Genomic DNA, 18,699 nt, shown 5'->3' with positions numbered 1-18,699 from the left:
CGAAGAAGCTCTGCTTCTTCCGCCATCATATTACCTAATTTCAAGGAGGCAACACACATGGGATTCAGATTGAAAGTAGAAGGACAAGAAACAATTGAGCTGGGCTTGGATAACATCCAAACGGTTATTTATGACACCGATACACCGGACGATTCCAATGCACGCTCCACTGACGTAGGCTCCACGCTGCGCATCAGCGGCAAAATCATCACAGCAGTAGACGGTGACAGCGCGGATGACACGCTGAAACTGGCTTTGTGGTCTCTGGTTCCTGCTGAAAAAGCAGACAGCTACCGTAAAGTAACACTGGAAGTTATCGCAGCTGATCAAGTTGTGCGTAAAATCCACTTCCCGAATGCTTTCGTTGTAGACTACAACGAGCACTTCGGCGACACAGAAGGTGTAGGTGCATTTACACTCTACATCAAACAAAAGAAAGACAAAACCGAGCTGGCTACAATCGACGGCGGATATCCGGTTTAAGCTTAACGTCTTCACGTTAAGTGCAGCTTAAACACACACTCACCCGGCACACAAGTGCAGGGTGGATAAATATTAAGAGGCCTACGGGTCTCTTAATATTTATTTTTTTCGGAGAGGGGAACATCACACAATGACTAACTACTATGAGCTGCTCGGTGTCAGCCGGGATGCTTCGGAGGCAGAGATTAAGCAGGCTTACCGTAAACTGGCCAAAAAGTATCATCCTGATACCAACCAGGGAAGCGAGGAAGCAACGCGCAAGTTTAAGCTGATTCACGAGGCTTACAATACATTGCGTGACGAAGCATTGCGGCAGGCATACGATGCCGAGCTCATCCGAAAAACCGAGGGAGCTGGCGGGAAACAGCAAGAGAGAGGGAGAGGGGCTTCATCTTCCGGCGGTGCGCGTACGGCAGCCAAAGGATTCAATCCGGCTGATATAGGAACTGATTTTGAGCAATTTTTTGGTTTTCATCCGAAAACGAAGGAAGGCTCACCAGGGAAAAAAACGAAAAAATCCGGTGATCCGACGGATACCTCAGCGATGTTTAACCAATTTTTTGGTATTCGTAAAAAATGATGATTTCAGGATAGAAATGGGGGAAGCAAGCAGTGAAAACGGCGCAGAACAGATGGGTTTTCATCATAGATGTTGCCATGTTCGGGCTGATGCTGGCGATCGCCTTTTATGTGTTTAATCGTACAGGCTACAGCGGTTTGAAAACCGTGGTCGCGACAGGTATTGGAATCGGCGTGCTTGTATACATACTGCGCAATCTGGTGTCCGTTGTACCTGTGGCCAAGTCAAGGGCACAACGTCAGCGGATTGCCAAGCTGGTGTTGATTGATGAAGAGGGCGAGTCCATTAAAGAATGGTATATCGAAGGCGAAACGTCGCTCTTAATCGGCAAAACGACGTCACGTTCGGAGGCGGATATTGATTTGGCAGGTACAGATTATGCCTCCCTGGTAAGTGTGGAACATGCGGTACTCAACCGGGTGAACAGCGACTGGTTTGTGGAAGATGTGGATTCCGGTAATGGTACAGGCTTGCGGTCTGCCAACGAAAGTGTAACCAAGAAATTGGAAAGCGGTGAGCCATACCGGATTTACTCAGGTGACTTGTTATATATTGCCAATACAAGGGTGCTCGTTAAATAGATGAGGATGCTGCAAAATCCTCAGATCGCTGAAAAGACAATCATGACAATGGGGGAAGGAACCGACTATGAGTTTGACAAGATGCCCGAACGGACACATGTTCAGTACACGAAAGCACGGAAATACGTGTCCTTATTGCAACACGGTAGTAAATATAGCTGCACCCAAGAGCGCGGAGCCAGCAGCGAAAACAAACGTCGCGGGAGATAATGACAAAACAATGCCGTATTTGGGTGAGACGGTGGGGATTCATCCGGTAACTGGATGGCTGGTATGCATCGAAGGAGCACAGGTGGGTCAGGACTATCGCATTATGGCGGAGAAGAACTTTATCGGGCGCGCAGAGGAAATGCATGTCCGCATTATCGGGGACAACACGATTTCTCGCAGAAATCATGCGGTTATTGTGTATGATCCGAAGAAACGCAACTTTTACTTGCTGCCAGGCGATTCATCGGGTTTGGCGTACCACAATAACGAGGCGGTATATTCACCAGCAGAGCTGGCTGCCTATGACGTGATTCAGCTGGGACACAGCAAATTTATCTTTATCCCGCTGTGTGGCGCCCATTTTGAGTGGGATAACGAAAACTAGGATGGAATTGGGCAATGGTGCAGGGAGGTAACGATATGCAGCCTTATTTTGTTGTAAGTGGAGCTGCGGTACTATTCGCTGTTCTTCTCATGATCCGTATACGACTGACGCGAAGTTCCGGCAGCCGTACCGTAAGTGGAATTGAAATCGGAAATGGTCAAACGATCGGGAGCCGGAGCGAGCAGGATGATTATTTCTCCAGTATGACGACAACTGTCGGTACGCTGGCTGTTGTCGCAGACGGTATTAGTGGACTGGCCAATGGACGTATGTCCAGTACCTTGGCTGTGACGACTTTTACAAAGGCATTTGCCAAGCTGGAAGATGCAACGAATTTGAACGGCTATTTTGCAGAAGCGGCAACTCAAAGCAATCGCGGCATTTTGCAAAATTTGAATGGACAGGGTGGAGGAACGACGCTGGCTGCGGTCATTGTGTGCGGATATCAGCTGCATTACGGAGCGGTGGGTGACAGCCTGATTACGATTTACCGTAATGGTCATTTCCAAACAGTCAATTCCAAGCATACAGCAGAAACACTGCTGGAGGAACGAGTGCTTGCTGGACAAATGACCTCGGAGGAAGCCAAAACGAGTCCAGTGCGCAATCAACTGGTCAACTACTTGGGCTATGAGGGCTTTGAGAGCATGGAACTGGGGAGTGCACCGATTCGTCTGTATTCGGGCGATCATGTGCTGTTGTGCAGCGATGGCATTCAGGAGGCGCTGACGGAGATTGAATTGGAAGAGATTATGCGCAAGGGTGGAACACCGCAGGAAACAGCGGATGCCATGATCGACGCCATTAATGATAAAGGCTTTAAAAGTCAGGATAATGCAACAGTACTTATTTTGGCGATAGGATGAAACAAGAAAGACGGGGGTAGCGATGCGCAAGGACAACAGCGATTTTAGTACCGCCTTTGTGTCGGAAGCGGGCTCTTACATAGACAACCGGGACTATTTTGCATTCATGGAGACGGACGACATGGCCTGTTATGTCCTCGCAGACGGTCTGGATTCGGATCAGGAGCTGCGCAGCGCAGAAATGGTTGTCAAAACGGTGCTTGAAAACTTCATGGAGAAGCCTTCCATGTCCAAGCGGCGCTTGATGAGAGATCTGCGTGAAGCGCAGGAATGGCTGCAATTTGAAAGCCGTCGTGTTCGGCTCAAAGCCAGTCTGCTGATGGTAGTGACCAACTACAACAAAATGGTGTACGTTTCGTGCGGTAATGTGCGGCTATATCATTTTCGCAATGGAAGGCTTAATTTTCGCAGCAAGGATCATAGTCTGGCTCAGTCATTGGCAGATGATGGACGCATTCCAGACGAAGCGACCAGCACACATGAGGAACGAGGTAATCTGCTGGAATACTTGGGAAATCCGAATGGAGTTCATGCCCATTACGCCAAAAAGACCCAGCTTGCAGATGGAGATGTAATCCTGCTCGCCACATCCGGGATGTGGGAGGACGTTGAGCTGGCGGAAATGCTGGGGGCGCTAGAGGAAGCGAAGGATCCGGTCATGCTGACGGACACATTGGAAGAGGTTCTGCTAAGCAAACAGCACCGGACGGTGAACAATTACACGGCTGCGGCCATTTATGTAAATAAAGTTTTTCAGGAAAAGCCTAAAAACCGCCGTAAGCTGATCAAACGGATTTTGATTGCGTTGCTCGCCTTTGTAATCGTGGGCGGGGGAGCATGGATTACACTGGCGCGTATGGCAGCGAACAAGGCGGCTGCGCTGGAAACGATGGTCGAATCGGCACAGGCCGCGGATGATTATGCCAGGGCAGGAGATTATGCGAAGGCACTCAAGTCCTACAGTGAAGCGAAAAACGCGGCGGTTAAAATTAACGATAAGATTCATAAGCGACTATATACAGCCGAGCAGAAACTATCTCAATTACTGGTGGACGGAGACGGCTACGTGGAAAAGGCGGACTTTACCAAAGCTGAAGCCAGCTACGAGAAAGCACGGAAAAGCGCTGGTCTGTACCCGCCTTTCAATGTGAAGGATATTGAGCATAAAATCGACCAACTGGACAGCTATGCTGAGACGGCGAGCTGGATGAAGGACGGAGATTTGAAATTTCAGGGCGGCGATTACACGAATGCACTCAAGCTGTACAAAAAAGCAAATAAGGCTGCGATGGAATCCGGTTATACGTCTGCGCAAAAAGAACTGGAGAAGAAAATTACCGAGGCCAACGATAAATTGACTGCTATTCAGCAGCAGCTCAAGGAGATTCAAGCTGGCAAGCTTCAGGCTAAAGGGGATCGAATGATGAAGGATCTCGATTATGAAGGAGCCATTGATGCCTATAGCGGGGCACAGGAAATTTATCAGGAGATCGATAAGCTCGAAAGTGTTCTGGCATTGGAGCGGAGCATAGCCAAGGCGGAGGAAAAGCAGAGCGCTGAGCAGCAGAAAAACGGTCAGCTTCCTGCTGGATTGGGATTGTCTGACGGAGCGTTGAACGACACGGACGCAGGGGACGCAGCGAGTAATGCTTCAGCTTCCGTCGCTGCAACCCCTGCTGCAGAATCGCAAACGAAGGCTACGCCAACGGCTTCAGCGGGAACTACACCCGCGAAGAAGGAAGTCTCTTCAGCGGCAAAAAATAGCGGTACGGGCGATGGAAATGCCTCTTCGGCCAAGGCGGGCACCAGCAAAGAACAAGGAACTGCTGATTCCGCTTCTAAAGCAGAAGGAGCGTCTGATTCAGAGAACCAAGATCGGGCTGCTGCGAATGGAAGTTAAGTTTTCATGTTCAATGAAGCTGGAGCCGAAAGGAGTGAGACGTCGTGAAAGAGCTGGTACAGGACCGTTTGAGCAAGATGGACGATTTGGAGCAGAGACGTTTACTGAAAAATATGATGGCGGGGGTATTTATGAACCTTGTCGAATATCAGGAAGAAATGACCCGCCAGCTAGAACGGCGGGTATTTGAGGAAATTGAGAATACGGAAGAAAAGATTGATGTGTACGTGTCATTGACATCGCGTGAGGACTATGACCCGATTCATGAATTTTTATACCCTGTGTTACCGTCGGATACGGAGGAAAAGCAGATTGACATCAGCCATGTGGCAGAGGTGGTACGCGAAGGCGGATCGATGCCGCTGTTTACGCTTTTCCTTGAGATGGAGACCGAACGAATCTCAGCACTGGTGCGCAGCAAGCGAATTTTCTCAGGAATGTTGGTCACGGAAACCGGCAATTATCCGATTCGTTTTCGTCTGGAGCATAACCGTTCTTATATTTTAGAGATTGAGCAGTTATATCACACGTTTATGCAAAATGGCATGCCGTGGAAAACAATTAATCACCCGTACGCTTATAAGTTTGTGGACTGTGTATTGATTGGTGGAAACGGCGAGCCGGCCGCCCATGAAGAAATTCATGAAATTACAATTTCATTGGAGGAATTCGACGGTTTTAAGAAGGGTGACGTTTTTCCGCTTTGGAACATTGAAAGGCTATCTCTAAAGAACAGCGGCTTTCCTATACCCGCTATGGATCGTGTGAATTATGAGCATGTGCTGCCTTTGCGAAAAACAGGTCCTGAGCATGGTTACTTGATTGACGGGACTGAAGGCGATATCCGGTATATCAAGCGTACAGAAGAGGAACTGACGATTGTCACACCACGTGATAAGTCTGGCGAATGGAATGTGTTGAAGGTTACGAAGCCTGTTACAACGAGACTTAGTCGTCAGACTTATCCGTTATTGTCCAATCGGCGACAGGACAGCTTTTTGGGCCGCTATGCAGGAAAACAGGCCGTGATTGTCCGTGCCAAAGCGGAAATCATGCGCATCGTAAACTCGTTTGAAGCAGCGCAGGGGCTTGAGCTGGAACGTGTAGACATCTGGGGAGGTGCAGGGAGAAATGATGTAAGCAACCTTTTAACCAAAACCCAGACGTATCCGTTAAATCCGTTTGTCAGCGATAACGTACGGACAGAGGAAGGCAAGCAGATCATGCGTTTGGGGTTCAGACGTGGTTCTGACGATGTTTTGCCCACCGCGCCCGCTTATATTTTATCCGATTTAATGAGCTTTCTGGTATCGGAAGTGCAGATGTATTTTCCGGAGTACAAGTGTGAAGGAGAATGGGTGTGAATTACGTCTGGGATTTGCTCATGCGCGCGAGGGAACAGGGGCTGGATGTAGATAAATTCCGCTTCGTACCCGCTGTCAGTTACTCTCCGTATATGGAGCTTAGTCTGGCAGAGTTGAATACTTCCCATTTGGAGCAGGTAGTGGAAATCAATCCGTACTACCGCTTTTATTCTATTTTTCGGGATCTGTTTCCACCGGATGCTGAAGAGTATCTGGAGCTGAGAGAATCGCTATTTGATATTATGATGCATTTTCTGGCGGAAATGGACTTGTATCAAGGGATGAATCGGCGGGAGTACCATATCCGGTTTGTTCAGCGTGATATTGCAGAGGGCATTTTTGGCCCGAAGGTAAAGGAAGGCTTTGGACAATTAAACCGTGAGGATCAGGACGCGATTGCTGAAGGATTGCTGCGCCTGTATGAAACAGGAGAAGCCGTACATCTGCTAAAAGAAACGATGCGGCGCGTCTTTCATCGCTCAATCATCTACACCAATTGTGAGGAAAAAGACGAACTACTCATCTATATCGGCCAAGAGGAGACGCCATTGTCACGGATTAAAGTGGATTTGATTCTGGATTTGTTTCTTCCGGCACGTTTTACGACGGAATTGTATTGGACAAGTCATTTCGGCATTTTGGAGGAAGATCCTACGATGAAAATAGACGCTATCGCCCTCTATTAAGGCTAAATGGCTAAGAAAGGACATGTGAACGATGAACGGACCCTATACATACAGGTTGCTAGACCCGCTCACCGATCGAAAAAGCATACGCTTCACGGCGAAATACACGCGGGCGGAATTGGAGCAAATGACGACCTTTCAGTTACGCGGAATATGCGATAAGGAACGACTGGTCGAGGGCTTTGCCAATCGCCTAGCACGTGAAGAGTTGATTCGCGTGATTTTGCGATTTCGGAGCGCGGAAGAGCATTTACTCATCACAAGGCCGAATCCTGGCGGCTTTGAACGCATGGAATCGGCACTACAGCGAAACTGGAACGACCGTCGGCAGGAGAGCAGCGGTATCCGGGTTCCCGCCAAAATCACGCTGTATCAGGGTGTACGCACAGGTCGCATGGACAACTACCGGATTGAATCCGATTTGCCTTGGCTGAGCTCATCTAATGTGCTGCTGGTGAATGCAACAGGAGAACTGTGCGGTGTTTTGAATTTGGTGAAGGATGAGGCACGAACAGGCGTATATTATCTTTCTCGTCATCGTGATGCTGAACTGCGAGAGACGTCCAATCATAGTTATAGCCTGCTGTTTCTGCGAAGACAGGAATCAGAATATTTTTATAACCTCTACTATGGAGATAAGCCCATGCTGCCGCTGAAGCTTCAAGGCCACCGGGTTCCTGTGGCAGAGCTGATCATTCGGGGCACGGAAACAACAGATGCGGTGCTTGCGATTGATTTTGGCACCTCGAACACCACAGCAGGTGCTTATTTAGATAGTTCCTACGTTACGGCTCCTGATACAGGTATGAGCAGCACGGTAAGGCTGAACGCCATCAACTATGTGTCATTCCCCGGCCCACAAGGGGCAGAGGGTGACTGGATCGAAGTATTGCCGACTGCTATTCGCGTCGCAGACTGCTCCAATCCGGAACATATCCTTTATGTATTTGGGGAGGATGCACTACGTGGATCTGACGTGGCAGGCAGCCGTGCAACAGTATTGCGGGGGATCAAGCGGTGGGTCAACGATTATAAGCGAATCGAGGAATTAATGGATTCCGAGGGGAATACAGCAACTGCTTCCCGCAATGATATTTTAGCTGCTTTTATCCGTTATGTGATTGCTACAGCCGAGCAGCAATTTAAGTGTCGGTTCCGCAACCTGCACTTTTCTGCTCCGGTCAAGCTACAGCCCCAGTTTATAGAGATGTTTAGCGATATTTTGCCTGATTACCGGATTGAAGCGGAGGATGCGCTGGACGAAGGGTTGGCTGTGTTGTACAACACGCTGGCAGACCAGATGGAACGAGGGACCTTTGCGGATGGTGAAGAATATCAGGCACTTGTCATTGATTGTGGTGGAGGCACGACAGATTTGTCTTCCTGCCGATTCCGAATTGAGAACGGGCGTATTGCTTATAAGCTGGACATTCACACAACATATGAAAACGGGGATACCAATTTTGGCGGCAACAATCTGACGTATCGGATTATGCAGTTTATGAAAATTGTATTTGCAGGTTATTATGCTGCCGAGACTCGTTTGCCTGACACCGATATTGATGCCCTGATCGGCATTCCTTCGGGAGATTTGTACCGTCATGTGGATGAGTTTGGTGTAGATGCTGTGTATGCAGGACTGGAAGAACGCTACCGTGAGGCAGAGGCCATCTTGCCTACCGCGTTCAAACAGTATGAGCATGCTACACGGGATGAATATCAGCGGGTACTGAGTAATTTTCATCTGTTGTGGAGTGCGGCAGAAAATATGAAAAAGGAGTTTTTTCTACGTACGGGAATCTTGCGTAGCCGCTTTGAATCCGAGCAGGTATTATCTGCTGAAAGCGACCTGAATATTGCAGTGATGGACCGTTGGCTGGTTTCAGTCATCGAGAACGGACGGTTTCGTGATGAATATGGTTTGCCTGATGTGGTGTTTAACATTCGGGAGATACAGCAGCTTCTTAAGGCAGACATCTACAATATTGTGCGCAAGTTTCTGGATGATTTTTATCAGGAGGGGCGCTTGCAGGATTATTCGATTATCAAGCTAACCGGGCAGTCCTGCCGGATTGACGTATTTCGCGAAGCACTCAAGGAATTTGTACCGGGGCGCAGTATTGAGTTCCGTCAAAAGGCAGAGGACCTCAGCCGGGTACCTGAGTTGAAAATGGCCTGTCTGCGCGGGGCTATCCGCTACCTGAACGCTAAAAAAATGGGCACGATTGAGCCTGTCATTACCAATCATATTCCGGCTATTCCGTACACGGTCAGCGCATGGACGCATACGGGGCGCGAAAAGGAGCTGATTGCGAGTTTGGAAAGCAACCGGGTACGCGGTTCTATTTCCCGCCCGTCTCATGCGGCTGAGGTGGAGTTCTTCCTGACGGCCGACGGCGGCAAGCTGCGTCAGCGCCATGTTTACCGCAGTCGGCCGGAAGCTTTTGAACCCATGCCGTATGAGGAAATTGCCGTGTTGTACGGGCGGGATATCCCACAGGATGATACGGACTCCATCCGTAATGAGGAAACGAAATATTTTGTTTTTGTCGGGGATAGCCGTTGGGGATTTTATGTAGTCCCGATTACCCGTCGAGATGAATTGCTACATCTGGGACCCAAACGCTTTTTTGCCTTCGAAAATGATCTCTCCGAGCTGGATTTCTTTGACGGCACGAAATAGTAAATTAAGGGTTTTGCAAAATGCTGAAATTAGAAAAGTACACAACACTTGGAGGGGATAACGTGCTGTATGCAGGTTTTTGGAAACGAACTTTGGCTTATATCATCGATGGCCTTATTCTATGGTTTGTATTTTTAATATTTGGATTGATCTGGATGGTAATTCGGACCTTAGGGGATTGGGTACCGTCTCCGGCAGAAAGCTCTTTGCTCTCAGACGGATCGTCTTCTATTGTTACCATGAAAGTAATAGGACAGACCTTGCTGAATTGGGGAGCTATATGGCTATATTATGCGCTTATGGAATCATCGAAATGCAAAGCCACGGTGGGCAAGCTGGCTCTCGGCATCGTTGTAGTAGATGAGTTTAATCACAAGCTCAGCTTTGGACGTGCTAGTGCCCGCTACTGGAGTAAGCTTCTATCAGTCATCATTTTGTTCGCCGGCTTTATTATGGCAGCCTTTACGGCGAGAAAACAGGCTCTCCACGATCTGATTGCCCGTACCTACGTTGTGGACAAACGCGAGCTGAATTATATCCTTCGTGAGCAGGCTGGGCGCGGAGCTGGAATGTAACATTTAGGTTGGCACACAGATTCAAAGATTCTGATGAACAGCAGGCTTTAAACAGGAGGAGCAGTAGGATGTACGCTGGTTTTTGGAAAAGATTTTTAGCCCATTTGCTAGATTATACTATTTTATTTGTGACTATTCGTTTGATTGATACGTTGCCGTTTGTGACGATAGGGTTTGTCTCTGCGTTCGTAAAAATGCCGAATTTTTCGGAGTTTGTTTCACACTTAGACGATGTGTCGGTGAGAATTTTGGGAGCTATTATTATTTTTGGCCCTCTTTTATTGGATTGGCTTTACCACACCATCATGGAATCATCAAAATGCAGAGGAACGGTCGGCAAGCTGGCTGCGGGGATTGTCGTTGCGGATGAAAATAATGAAAAAATATCTTTCGGACGGGCCAACGCCCGCTACTGGGGTAAAATCATTAGCTTAGTCACTATATTTGTAGGCTATATCATGGCAGCTTTCACTGAAAAAAAGCAGGCGCTGCATGACAAAATCGCTCGTACCTATGTGGTGAACAAAAATTGGCTGGACTACTCTGAGTATATTAAGCAAAATCCATCGCTGACAGAGATGCCTGTCCCGGCTCCTGCACCCGGTGTGAATCGGTTGTCCGTTCCCTTGAATAAAGAAGAGCAGTAATGACGTCGCAGAGCGACCCGGCTGGCGCATAACGTTGCTACGCAATGTCATTACTGAGGTGCCGGGCGACACTTGTGCCGAAATCGGCACGGAGAGGAGGAAACCACATGTTAACCCATATCGTGCCGAAGTTCGAGAAAGGCCGTATTCTCAAAACCGAGATGCTAGAGAACCTGCGGGACTACCCCCGCAGCTTTCTCGATATCCGGTATGAGGATTATTCGGATGGCATCATTACAGGAATGAACGTAACTGTCGGGGAGTACACGCTAACCATTGGTAGAGGCATCGTGAAGCACAAGGGTAGATTGTATCTGCTGGAGCAGGAGCAGGAAGTGCCGTATGCGGCCACAGGGCGGCTGTCGGTGTTGAAGCTGCTCTTTTTGGAACAAACAGATCGCCCGGATTTCACAGCCCATCATGCAGATATCGTGCTGGAGGATGAGGCAGAAATCGGTCTGGATGAGATGGAGCTGGGCCGATTCAAGCTCAAAGAGGGAGCCGTGCTTCGCTCGGATTATCAGGATTTTGCCGACATGGCAACGGAATTCAATACATGGAGTGATATCCATGCTCCTTTTGCGGGTTTGAAGCAGAGTACATTGCGCCCGGAGACGATGCGCTACTTCGCATCCGAGCTGCTTAAAAGTGGTGCATCAGATCCGATGGATTGTATGTTTGCGTTGATGTGCCTGAACTCGGAAGTTGTAGACAGGGAATCCATTCAGCATTACATCGCAAACCGAAATGGTGCGGAATACAGAGATTATTCACCTGCTCAGCTCCATAGGCAGCTGGTGCTGATCCTGGAGGGAGTCGGGCGGGGTAAGCGCACAGCAGGTCGCTGGCAAGGCGGCGGAGCCGGGCGGATGATTGTGGATTAGAAAATCAGGTAGAGGAGTGTGCATTATGAAATATGAGGATGAAAAGATTTTGGATCAGCTCCGTGAGATGGAGAAGCTGAAGAGGCCTAACAATATTTTAGCAGGACCCATAATCATTGACGGTCAATCCTATGTGTTTGAAGAGCGGTCTTTCTTTAAGGATCGGCTGAAAATGCATGTCCCCTCTATCTTTAGTCCAATGCCCAAGCATTTGCAAAAGATTAAATATCCTCATGAGCAACGTCCAGAAATGATTTTGACGAATGATTTGGGCAGTGTGGATGTTACCCTGAATCGGGTGGACCAGACGCTACAAGATGAATGGGTGGAACAGCTCACTTCTGGCATGAAGGCAATGATGAAAAATATGAATCCTGCCCATGTATTTTATGAAGAAAAAATAGAAGAGGTACATGGTAAGCAGATTGGCTATTTTGACTTTAAAAGTCCTGCGCTGGACCAGCCCATCTACCACAATATGTTCTACTTTGAGCTGGAAGGAAAGACGGTCATGGGAACATTTTGTTGTCCGTATAAGCAGTATGCTGAATGGCGGGATGTCGCCCTACAGATGATACGCACCATTCAAACGGTTGACGAGGCAGAAAAGGAGGGATATGAATGAGTAACCCCATTTACACCACGGCAGATGTACAAGTGGCCCCTTATCAGTTTCAGCGTGTATTAAGTATCCATCTCATTAAACAGTTAAACGAACATGTGAGCTTCTGCATACGTGGAATTGTTTCGGAGGACAAGCTGGATCAATACGTAGAAAAAGCAGATGAAGATGAGCACATCGAAGTCTTCTTAAAAAGTGAAGGCAAGGAGATCCGGTTTTTTCAGGGAATCGTCACGAATATTGCTGTAAAAGCTGTAAACGGAGTACGCGAGCTTACGATTGAGGCTAGCAGTGAAACCTTAATGATGGACATTCGCCCTAAACGTCGTTCATTCCAAAAAACAGGAGAGTCGTATAACAAACTGTTTTCGCATGTTACAAGTTCATATACTGATGCAGAAGTGATTGATGAGGCTTCTCATAGCGCAGCTATCGGTGAATTATTAGTGCAATATAATGAAACGGACTGGGCCTTTGTCAAAAGAATTGCTTCTCGGCTACATGCTGCTTTAATTCCAATTACGATGCAACAAGGACTGAAATATGTGATTGGTGTCCCCCATTCTAGTGCCCCTCAACCGCTGAACGAACATAACTATTCCATAAAAAAAGACTTGAAGGAGCACAAGCTCATGTCCCGTAACGGACTGCCGGAATATGGTGAGTCTAACAGCTTGAGTTATGAAGTGACCAGCAACAAAGTGCTAGAGCTGGGCAGTTCCGTCATTTTTCATAAAAGAACGCTTTACATAGCCAAGGCGGAAACGACCACAGAAGGAAATCTGATCGTGAATCGTTACATTTTACGTGATGAACATGGGTTAAAATGCCCAACTGTCTATGCCTATGATCTGTCAGGAGCCTCTCTGTTTGGCAAGGTGATTGATATTTCCAAAGAGAAAGTAAAAATCAAGCTGGAAATTGATCAAGGCTCGAGTGCATCCGGGGCTATGTGGTTTCCCTATTCTACGGTTTATTCTTCTCCTGATGGCAGCGGCTGGTATGTTATGCCGGAAGCAGGGGATCAAATCCGTCTGTACTTTCCGGATGAACGGGAGCAGCATGCTTTTGCCGCCAGTTCTGTCGATCTTGCCTCCTCTGATCCTGTTAAAAGAAGTGATCCTGCGGTTAAAAGTATCAGCACCAAATACGGCAAACAAGTCGTTTTCAAGCCTGGTGCAGTAGAAATTATCAACAGTGGGCAAATGCTCATGCGTCTCACGGATGAAGGCGGGATCGAAATTAATAGTAACAAAAAAATAACCCTGTCTGCTCAGGAAGATATCCAAATTACAGGGGGAGCGAAAATTATTATGGAGGGGAAAGAAGGCGTAAGTTTTATTCAATCCGGAGCCAAACTCGACATCATGGACGATGTGAGATTAACCGGGGGTAAGGTGAACATTGAATGAAGCTCATGGATCGGGATGCTGCGTTGCAGGATTTGCTGGAAAAGCACGTATTTACGGAATGGATACATGATTTGGCTCTTATTGAAAACAACTTTCTGACGCGCCAGCAAGCCATTGAAGACGAGCTTATAGCAGCTCTAGAGTCGCTATGCCAGCTCGCTACCCTTCAGCACGAGCAAGGTCGTAAGGGGGATATTCGATATATTTATATCTCCTTGCTCAGAACTCGTGTTGCGAAAAATAAAGCGGTTTATCGTCTAGATGCCTATGATGAAAATTGGTTTCTGGATGAGACTGAATGCGCTGTGGAATGGTCGGCAGACTTTGTTTTCGAGCCTCTGTTCAATCGTATGACTAAGCTGGAAAAGCTTAAATCAGATTATGCCCGTAAGATCTCGACGATGGATATTGAACAAATTCAACAAATTGAGGCGGTCAAATACCATCTGCTCACTGTAGAGTTCTTGAAAAGCCAGATGCCAGTTTTTATCGCTTCCCCTTCGTTAGAAAGGATGCCAAAAGCAAATGTATGCACGATATTTGCTGGAGAGTATCGAGATGATAGCGAAATATTGTGCCGTTTTACGCGTAGTGAGGGAGCTGAGACACGAAAGGGGGAATCTTCATGGATTATTTCCTCTTAAAACAGGATGTGCGGTATACCCATGTTCCTGTGCTACAAAAGGTGATGGAAACGATTGATCCGTGGAAGCTGTATGATTTGCAGCCGGAGGATATTGTCAAGCCATTGATGTTTCACGTGAAGGCAGATGCAGAAAGTATTTTTATTGATTATCTAGAAGGTCCCATTCCTCTTATTTCAGATGCTTTAAAGCGTCTTGTCCAGGCCTATGTGCCAGAGCTACCTATGAAATTAACGATACTTACTCAGATCGAACAGAGGATACAGAAGAATTACTATATTCCTTTTGTGGAGCGGCTTGCAGCAGTACATCCAGAAAGCGAATGGAATTTGGATCAAAGTGTGCTTAGAAAGCTGGTATTACGTGCAGATGCTATTCGGAGCCACAAGATATTTACAATCCAGGAGAGTTCTACCCCGATGATCATCGTCCGTTTGGATGTGGCGGAAAGTATATTGCGGCGTGATTATACCGGGATCGCTTTGGAGCAAGTCCAGGTGAAATAGGGAGGGAAAGGGCACATGTCAGACAATGAGTATTATGTCGTACGGGGGGCCTGTATGCGTTGCACTTGCGGGACCCATCCTCGAAAGATCAATTTGCCGAACAGCCACGGGGCTTATGTTAACGGTAAACCCATGATGAATGAAGGAGATTATTCTCCTGAGAATGTCCCTCATTTTGGAATCTGTAACAGTCCGGAACAGCCGAGTGCCGAGACTATATATCTAATCGCCGAAGATGGCTCCACAATCTCAGGGAAGCCATGCCTGCCGATGCTGACGGATAAGTGGAAAAATACAAAAGAACAGACAAAGGTGGAAGGTCAGCCAGCCTTGACGACCTCTTCATTTCAGACTTGTTTATATCATGGATTTATCGAATTTCATACGAATGGCCAGCAGGAGGAGTAGCTGGAAGGGAGGTTTGAAGACATGATAGGATATGATCAGATTCGAATAGATTCCCCTTACCCCATTCAGGTCTTAAAGGATGTTCAGATCGAGTGGAAGCCGGGTGAGCATGGGCGTATTACACTCACAGGCATTTGTAAGGAGTCGAGTCATGCCACGGCTGCGCTAGATGCGACCTCAGAGGATCAGCTACATGTGTATGCGCAGAATGGACATGAGGAAATCAGCTTATTTAAGGGTGTCGTCCATACGGTGGAAGTTGAGAACCATAATGGAGTATATACACTTACCCTAGAAGGAATCAGTGGCTCATTTGAGCTGGATATTGTCAAAAGAAAGCGGTCTTTTCCTGAGGAAAAACAAACATATAAACAGTTAGTGAATAAGCTTGCTCAAGGCTATGAGCGAAGTGATGTCTTGTACCAGACCGGAGAGCAGTCGGTAGGCGAAGCCATTTTACAGTATGATGAAACCGACTGGGAGTTTATGAAACGGATGGCGAGCCGTTTACATACAGTGGTGGTCAGCGACATATGGGAGTCCGCATCGCCGAAGCTGTATTTCGGCATGCCTGCTGGCACCCAGCGAACAATTCGGAAGGATACGCCATATACGGCAAGTAAGGATTTAAAGGGCTATCAGCGGGCAGGCGGAACGTCAGCCGGGCTACATGATACCGACTTTTTCAAATACGAGATTGAAAGCGGAGAACGGTATGCTCTTGGAGACGAGGTGCAATTTCGCCAGAAAATAATGATTGTATCTGAATTGCGAAGCCGCATGGAAAAGGGGCATTTGCTATTCAGTTATGTGTTGGCCCGCGCAGAGGGCATTCGCAGTGATTTCATCCCCAATCCCAAAACAATCGGAATTTCTCTGGAAGGAGAGGTCATTGCGGTACGGGGAGAGGAAGTGAAGCTGCGGCTGGCGATTGATAAGGATGATGGGGTATCCGAGCCGCATTGGTATCCGTTCGCTCCCCCAACGGGAAGTGCAATGTACAGTATGCCCAAGGTGGGAACACAGGCAAGCCTGTATTTTCCAGATGCGTCTGGTTCCAGAGCAATGATTTTGGGTGCGGTTCGTACAAATGGAGACGGTTGCGCGAAAACGAGTAATCCTAATGATCGATATTTTGGAACGGAGCATGGAAGTGAGCTGAAAATGGCACCGGGTCGCATCCATATCATGGGTGATCCGGGTGGGACATTGCAGATGAGTCTGGACGATGCTACTGGGATTGAATTAACTAGTCCCAAGAAGTTATCGTTAGAAGCAGAGCAGGAAATCATTCTGAATACGCCGAAGAAAATCATTATTGACGGAACCAGTCAGGTCATGGCGTATCAGACGGGAGGAAGCACAGGGCTTTCAGTAGAAAACGAATACCACGTGTTGGGAGGAAACGTCTGGGCGGACGGTAGCGACCGAACTGCATACCCGCCGTTTGATGATGAACCGAAGGAAGGCGAGCCACCTCCACCGCCGCCACCCCCTGAACCGTTTAACTGGGGCAAGCTGGGGATGAATATTTTGGGCGGTTTGGCGGTTGTGGCGGCTGTAGCCGTGGTGGCGGCCATTACGGTAGCGACGCTTGGAGCGGGTACGGTGGTCATTGCGGCGGTAGCCGGAGGAGCGCTGCTGGCGGGTGGCTTGGGTGTAGCAAGCTTGGCCGCATCAGATATCGCCCGAGGGGAAGTGAGCGACTTCAGTGACTATGCCCTGACCGGCTTGAAAGAAGCGGGAATCGGGGCGGTATCTGGAGCAATCTTTGGCCCTCTCGGTGTAGGGGGAACCTTACTGAGGAAAGCAGCGATCGGCGGTGTCACAAATGCCGCGGAAAATCTGGCGAGTCAGGTGCTGAGTGGTGAAAAGATCAATTGGGGCTCTGTAGCAAAAGACGCAGGACTGGGCTTTGTTACCGTGGGCGTACTGGATTCCAAAGTAGGCAAGGCCATCGGCGGATTCGCGGAAAAGGTAGGTAGCAAGGTTACACCGCAATGGATTAGCAAAGGTGTAGATGCAGTCGGGGCCGGCTTTGGCAAAGCTGTAACCAAGCTGGAGCAGACCGGCAGTAAACTGGGGCAGAAGTTCAATGAGCAGCTGAGTAAAATGGCAGACGGCCTCAGCCCCGGGAAGTTGGCCACAGCCAACGGAGCGCCAGTTCCGCACGTTAATAAGATGGACAGCGGACCACTTCCACAGACAGATGTGCAGAAGAATTACAACAAGGTCATGAAGGAAATGGAAGAGAGCGCGGCGAAAAAGGTTGATGGGACGGGGAAAGTATCCCAAGCTAAACAACAAGAAGCTTATGAGAAGGCTATGGAAGATGCAGCTAAAAAGCAACCTCCATATACTAGGAAACCTAACACTCCAAGAAACTATAAAAAGAAAGTTCGCAATGAGGATGGTACAACCTCTTATACTTTCACTTCTGTGAAGAATGGAAAGGATTATCAAGTTACGTATGATAAAGAAGGTTTCCCTATGTTTGATTCAAAATATGAAATTTCTATACCTGAAAAATATTATTTAGAGCCGGATAGTGTACAATTTGAATATCTTTCAAAAAAGCTATATGATGATATAGCTAAAAATCCAAAACTTGCCGAAAAGTTCAGTGCAGATGAATTAGCCTTATTAAAAGAAGGTAAAGTTCCAAAAACTTTAACTTGGCATCATCATCAAGATCCAGGAAAAATGCAAGTAGTTGATTATTTTGAACATCAAGCTGCAGGACATACCGGTGGAAGGGCGGTTTGGGGTGGCGGAAAACCAGGTAGAACGGGGAAATTGAAAAATAAAATACTGGAGATGTTAATATGGGATTGAAAAAATGGCTTTTTGCAGAGGGGCCAGTCGATGACGCTACTATAACTGCAACTGAACAACTTTTTCAAGTGACATTCCCTCAAGATTATAAGGATTGCGTTAAAAAGTTTAATGGTGGTTATCCCGAACCCAATAACTTTGATTATGATAACGGCGCACAAGGAGTATTTAATGATTTGATTAGCTTTACCAATAGCGAGCTAAATATTACAATGTTTCGTGAGTTTGCACAGGATTCGTTGACCAAAGGAATTATTCCTTTTGGGAGAGACCCATTTGGCAACTTACTTGGTTTTGACTATCGCTTTAATAAAGAAATTCCGTTAATTATATTCTTTGATCATGAAGAAATAGAGGAAGAAGCTATAACACCTGTCTGTGATACTTTTACGGAGTTACTTGATAAATTGTATTCTATAGAATAGTGG

Annotated in this window: 19 protein-coding genes; all 19 read left to right on the top strand. The window is 47.5% G+C overall.

Annotated features, from left to right (window positions below; translation table 11 throughout):
- Nucleotides 1–57 precede the first annotated feature (57 nt).
- The 19 genes from MKX46_RS08395 (at nucleotide 58) to MKX46_RS08305 (ending at nucleotide 18,696) form a co-directional block, all read left to right on the top strand.
- Nucleotides 58–483, top strand: a complete 426-nt coding sequence (locus MKX46_RS08395) for a hypothetical protein (protein ID WP_013311475.1) — start codon at nucleotides 58–60, stop codon at nucleotides 481–483.
- 130 nt (nucleotides 484–613) lie between these two features.
- Nucleotides 614–1,063 carry a J domain-containing protein gene (locus MKX46_RS08390; RefSeq protein ID WP_029515682.1) on the top strand — a complete coding sequence of 150 codons (450 nt, stop codon included), beginning with the start codon at nucleotides 614–616 and terminating at the stop codon, nucleotides 1,061–1,063.
- Nucleotides 1,064–1,095: 32 nt separating this feature from the next.
- Complete coding sequence (locus tag MKX46_RS08385) at nucleotides 1,096–1,644, top strand: FHA domain-containing protein (RefSeq protein WP_029515681.1); 549 nt, start codon at nucleotides 1,096–1,098, stop codon at nucleotides 1,642–1,644.
- A 67-nt stretch (nucleotides 1,645–1,711) separates the two neighbouring features.
- Nucleotides 1,712–2,239: an FHA domain-containing protein gene (locus tag MKX46_RS08380; protein ID WP_028542470.1), complete on the top strand. Its 528-nt coding sequence runs from the start codon at nucleotides 1,712–1,714 to the stop codon at nucleotides 2,237–2,239.
- 35 nt (nucleotides 2,240–2,274) lie between these two features.
- Nucleotides 2,275–3,105 carry a PP2C family protein-serine/threonine phosphatase gene (locus MKX46_RS08375; RefSeq protein ID WP_340886184.1) on the top strand — a complete coding sequence of 277 codons (831 nt, stop codon included), beginning with the start codon at nucleotides 2,275–2,277 and terminating at the stop codon, nucleotides 3,103–3,105.
- A 22-nt stretch (nucleotides 3,106–3,127) separates the two neighbouring features.
- Nucleotides 3,128–5,005 carry a serine/threonine protein phosphatase gene (locus MKX46_RS08370; RefSeq protein ID WP_340886183.1) on the top strand — a complete coding sequence of 626 codons (1,878 nt, stop codon included), beginning with the start codon at nucleotides 3,128–3,130 and terminating at the stop codon, nucleotides 5,003–5,005.
- Between the two features lie 44 nt (nucleotides 5,006–5,049).
- Nucleotides 5,050–6,369 (top strand): normocyte-binding protein, encoded by a 1,320-nt coding sequence (locus MKX46_RS08365; RefSeq protein ID WP_165149637.1) that lies wholly within the window; start codon nucleotides 5,050–5,052, stop codon nucleotides 6,367–6,369.
- Entirely contained in the window at nucleotides 6,366–7,055 is a 690-nt protein-coding gene (locus tag MKX46_RS08360; RefSeq protein ID WP_134902813.1) for an iron-dependent peroxidase, read from the top strand. The genes MKX46_RS08365 and MKX46_RS08360 overlap by 4 nt, the downstream gene beginning before the upstream one ends.
- Nucleotides 7,056–7,086: 31 nt before the next feature.
- Nucleotides 7,087–9,738: a molecular chaperone gene (locus tag MKX46_RS08355; protein WP_341071143.1), complete on the top strand. Its 2,652-nt coding sequence runs from the start codon at nucleotides 7,087–7,089 to the stop codon at nucleotides 9,736–9,738.
- 62 nt (nucleotides 9,739–9,800) lie between these two features.
- Nucleotides 9,801–10,313: an RDD family protein gene (locus MKX46_RS08350; RefSeq protein ID WP_029515675.1), complete on the top strand. Its 513-nt coding sequence runs from the start codon at nucleotides 9,801–9,803 to the stop codon at nucleotides 10,311–10,313.
- A gap of 68 nt (nucleotides 10,314–10,381) precedes the next feature.
- On the top strand, nucleotides 10,382–10,960 hold the full coding sequence (locus tag MKX46_RS08345) for an RDD family protein (protein ID WP_029515674.1): 579 nt from the start codon (nucleotides 10,382–10,384) through the stop codon (nucleotides 10,958–10,960).
- Nucleotides 10,961–11,067: 107 nt separating this feature from the next.
- Entirely contained in the window at nucleotides 11,068–11,844 is a 777-nt protein-coding gene (locus tag MKX46_RS08340) for a DNA and RNA helicase (protein WP_341071142.1), read from the top strand.
- 25 nt (nucleotides 11,845–11,869) lie between these two features.
- Nucleotides 11,870–12,469, top strand: a complete 600-nt coding sequence (locus MKX46_RS08335) for a hypothetical protein (protein WP_039272935.1) — start codon at nucleotides 11,870–11,872, stop codon at nucleotides 12,467–12,469.
- Nucleotides 12,466–13,878 (top strand): contractile injection system protein, VgrG/Pvc8 family, encoded by a 1,413-nt coding sequence (locus MKX46_RS08330; protein ID WP_341071141.1) that lies wholly within the window; start codon nucleotides 12,466–12,468, stop codon nucleotides 13,876–13,878. Before MKX46_RS08335 ends, MKX46_RS08330 begins: the two co-directional genes overlap by 4 nt.
- Nucleotides 13,875–14,522 (top strand): hypothetical protein, encoded by a 648-nt coding sequence (locus MKX46_RS08325; protein ID WP_341071140.1) that lies wholly within the window; start codon nucleotides 13,875–13,877, stop codon nucleotides 14,520–14,522. Before MKX46_RS08330 ends, MKX46_RS08325 begins: the two co-directional genes overlap by 4 nt.
- Nucleotides 14,504–15,028, top strand: a complete 525-nt coding sequence (locus MKX46_RS08320) for a hypothetical protein (RefSeq protein ID WP_341071139.1) — start codon at nucleotides 14,504–14,506, stop codon at nucleotides 15,026–15,028. The genes MKX46_RS08325 and MKX46_RS08320 overlap by 19 nt, the downstream gene beginning before the upstream one ends.
- Before the next feature lie 15 nt (nucleotides 15,029–15,043).
- Entirely contained in the window at nucleotides 15,044–15,436 is a 393-nt protein-coding gene (locus MKX46_RS08315) for a DUF4280 domain-containing protein (protein WP_341071138.1), read from the top strand.
- Nucleotides 15,437–15,457: 21 nt separating this feature from the next.
- Entirely contained in the window at nucleotides 15,458–18,271 is a 2,814-nt protein-coding gene (locus tag MKX46_RS08310; protein WP_341071137.1) for an HNH endonuclease, read from the top strand.
- Complete coding sequence (locus MKX46_RS08305; protein WP_341071136.1) at nucleotides 18,262–18,696, top strand: SMI1/KNR4 family protein; 435 nt, start codon at nucleotides 18,262–18,264, stop codon at nucleotides 18,694–18,696. Before MKX46_RS08310 ends, MKX46_RS08305 begins: the two co-directional genes overlap by 10 nt.
- The last annotated feature ends 3 nt before the right edge of the window (nucleotides 18,697–18,699 follow it).

Source organism: Paenibacillus sp. FSL P4-0113, assembly GCF_038009305.1.
Classification (GTDB): domain Bacteria; phylum Bacillota; class Bacilli; order Paenibacillales; family Paenibacillaceae; genus Paenibacillus; species Paenibacillus polymyxa_D.
The sequence above is the reverse complement of the archived record's forward strand: the minus strand, read 5'-3'. Positions and strand labels throughout refer to the sequence as shown.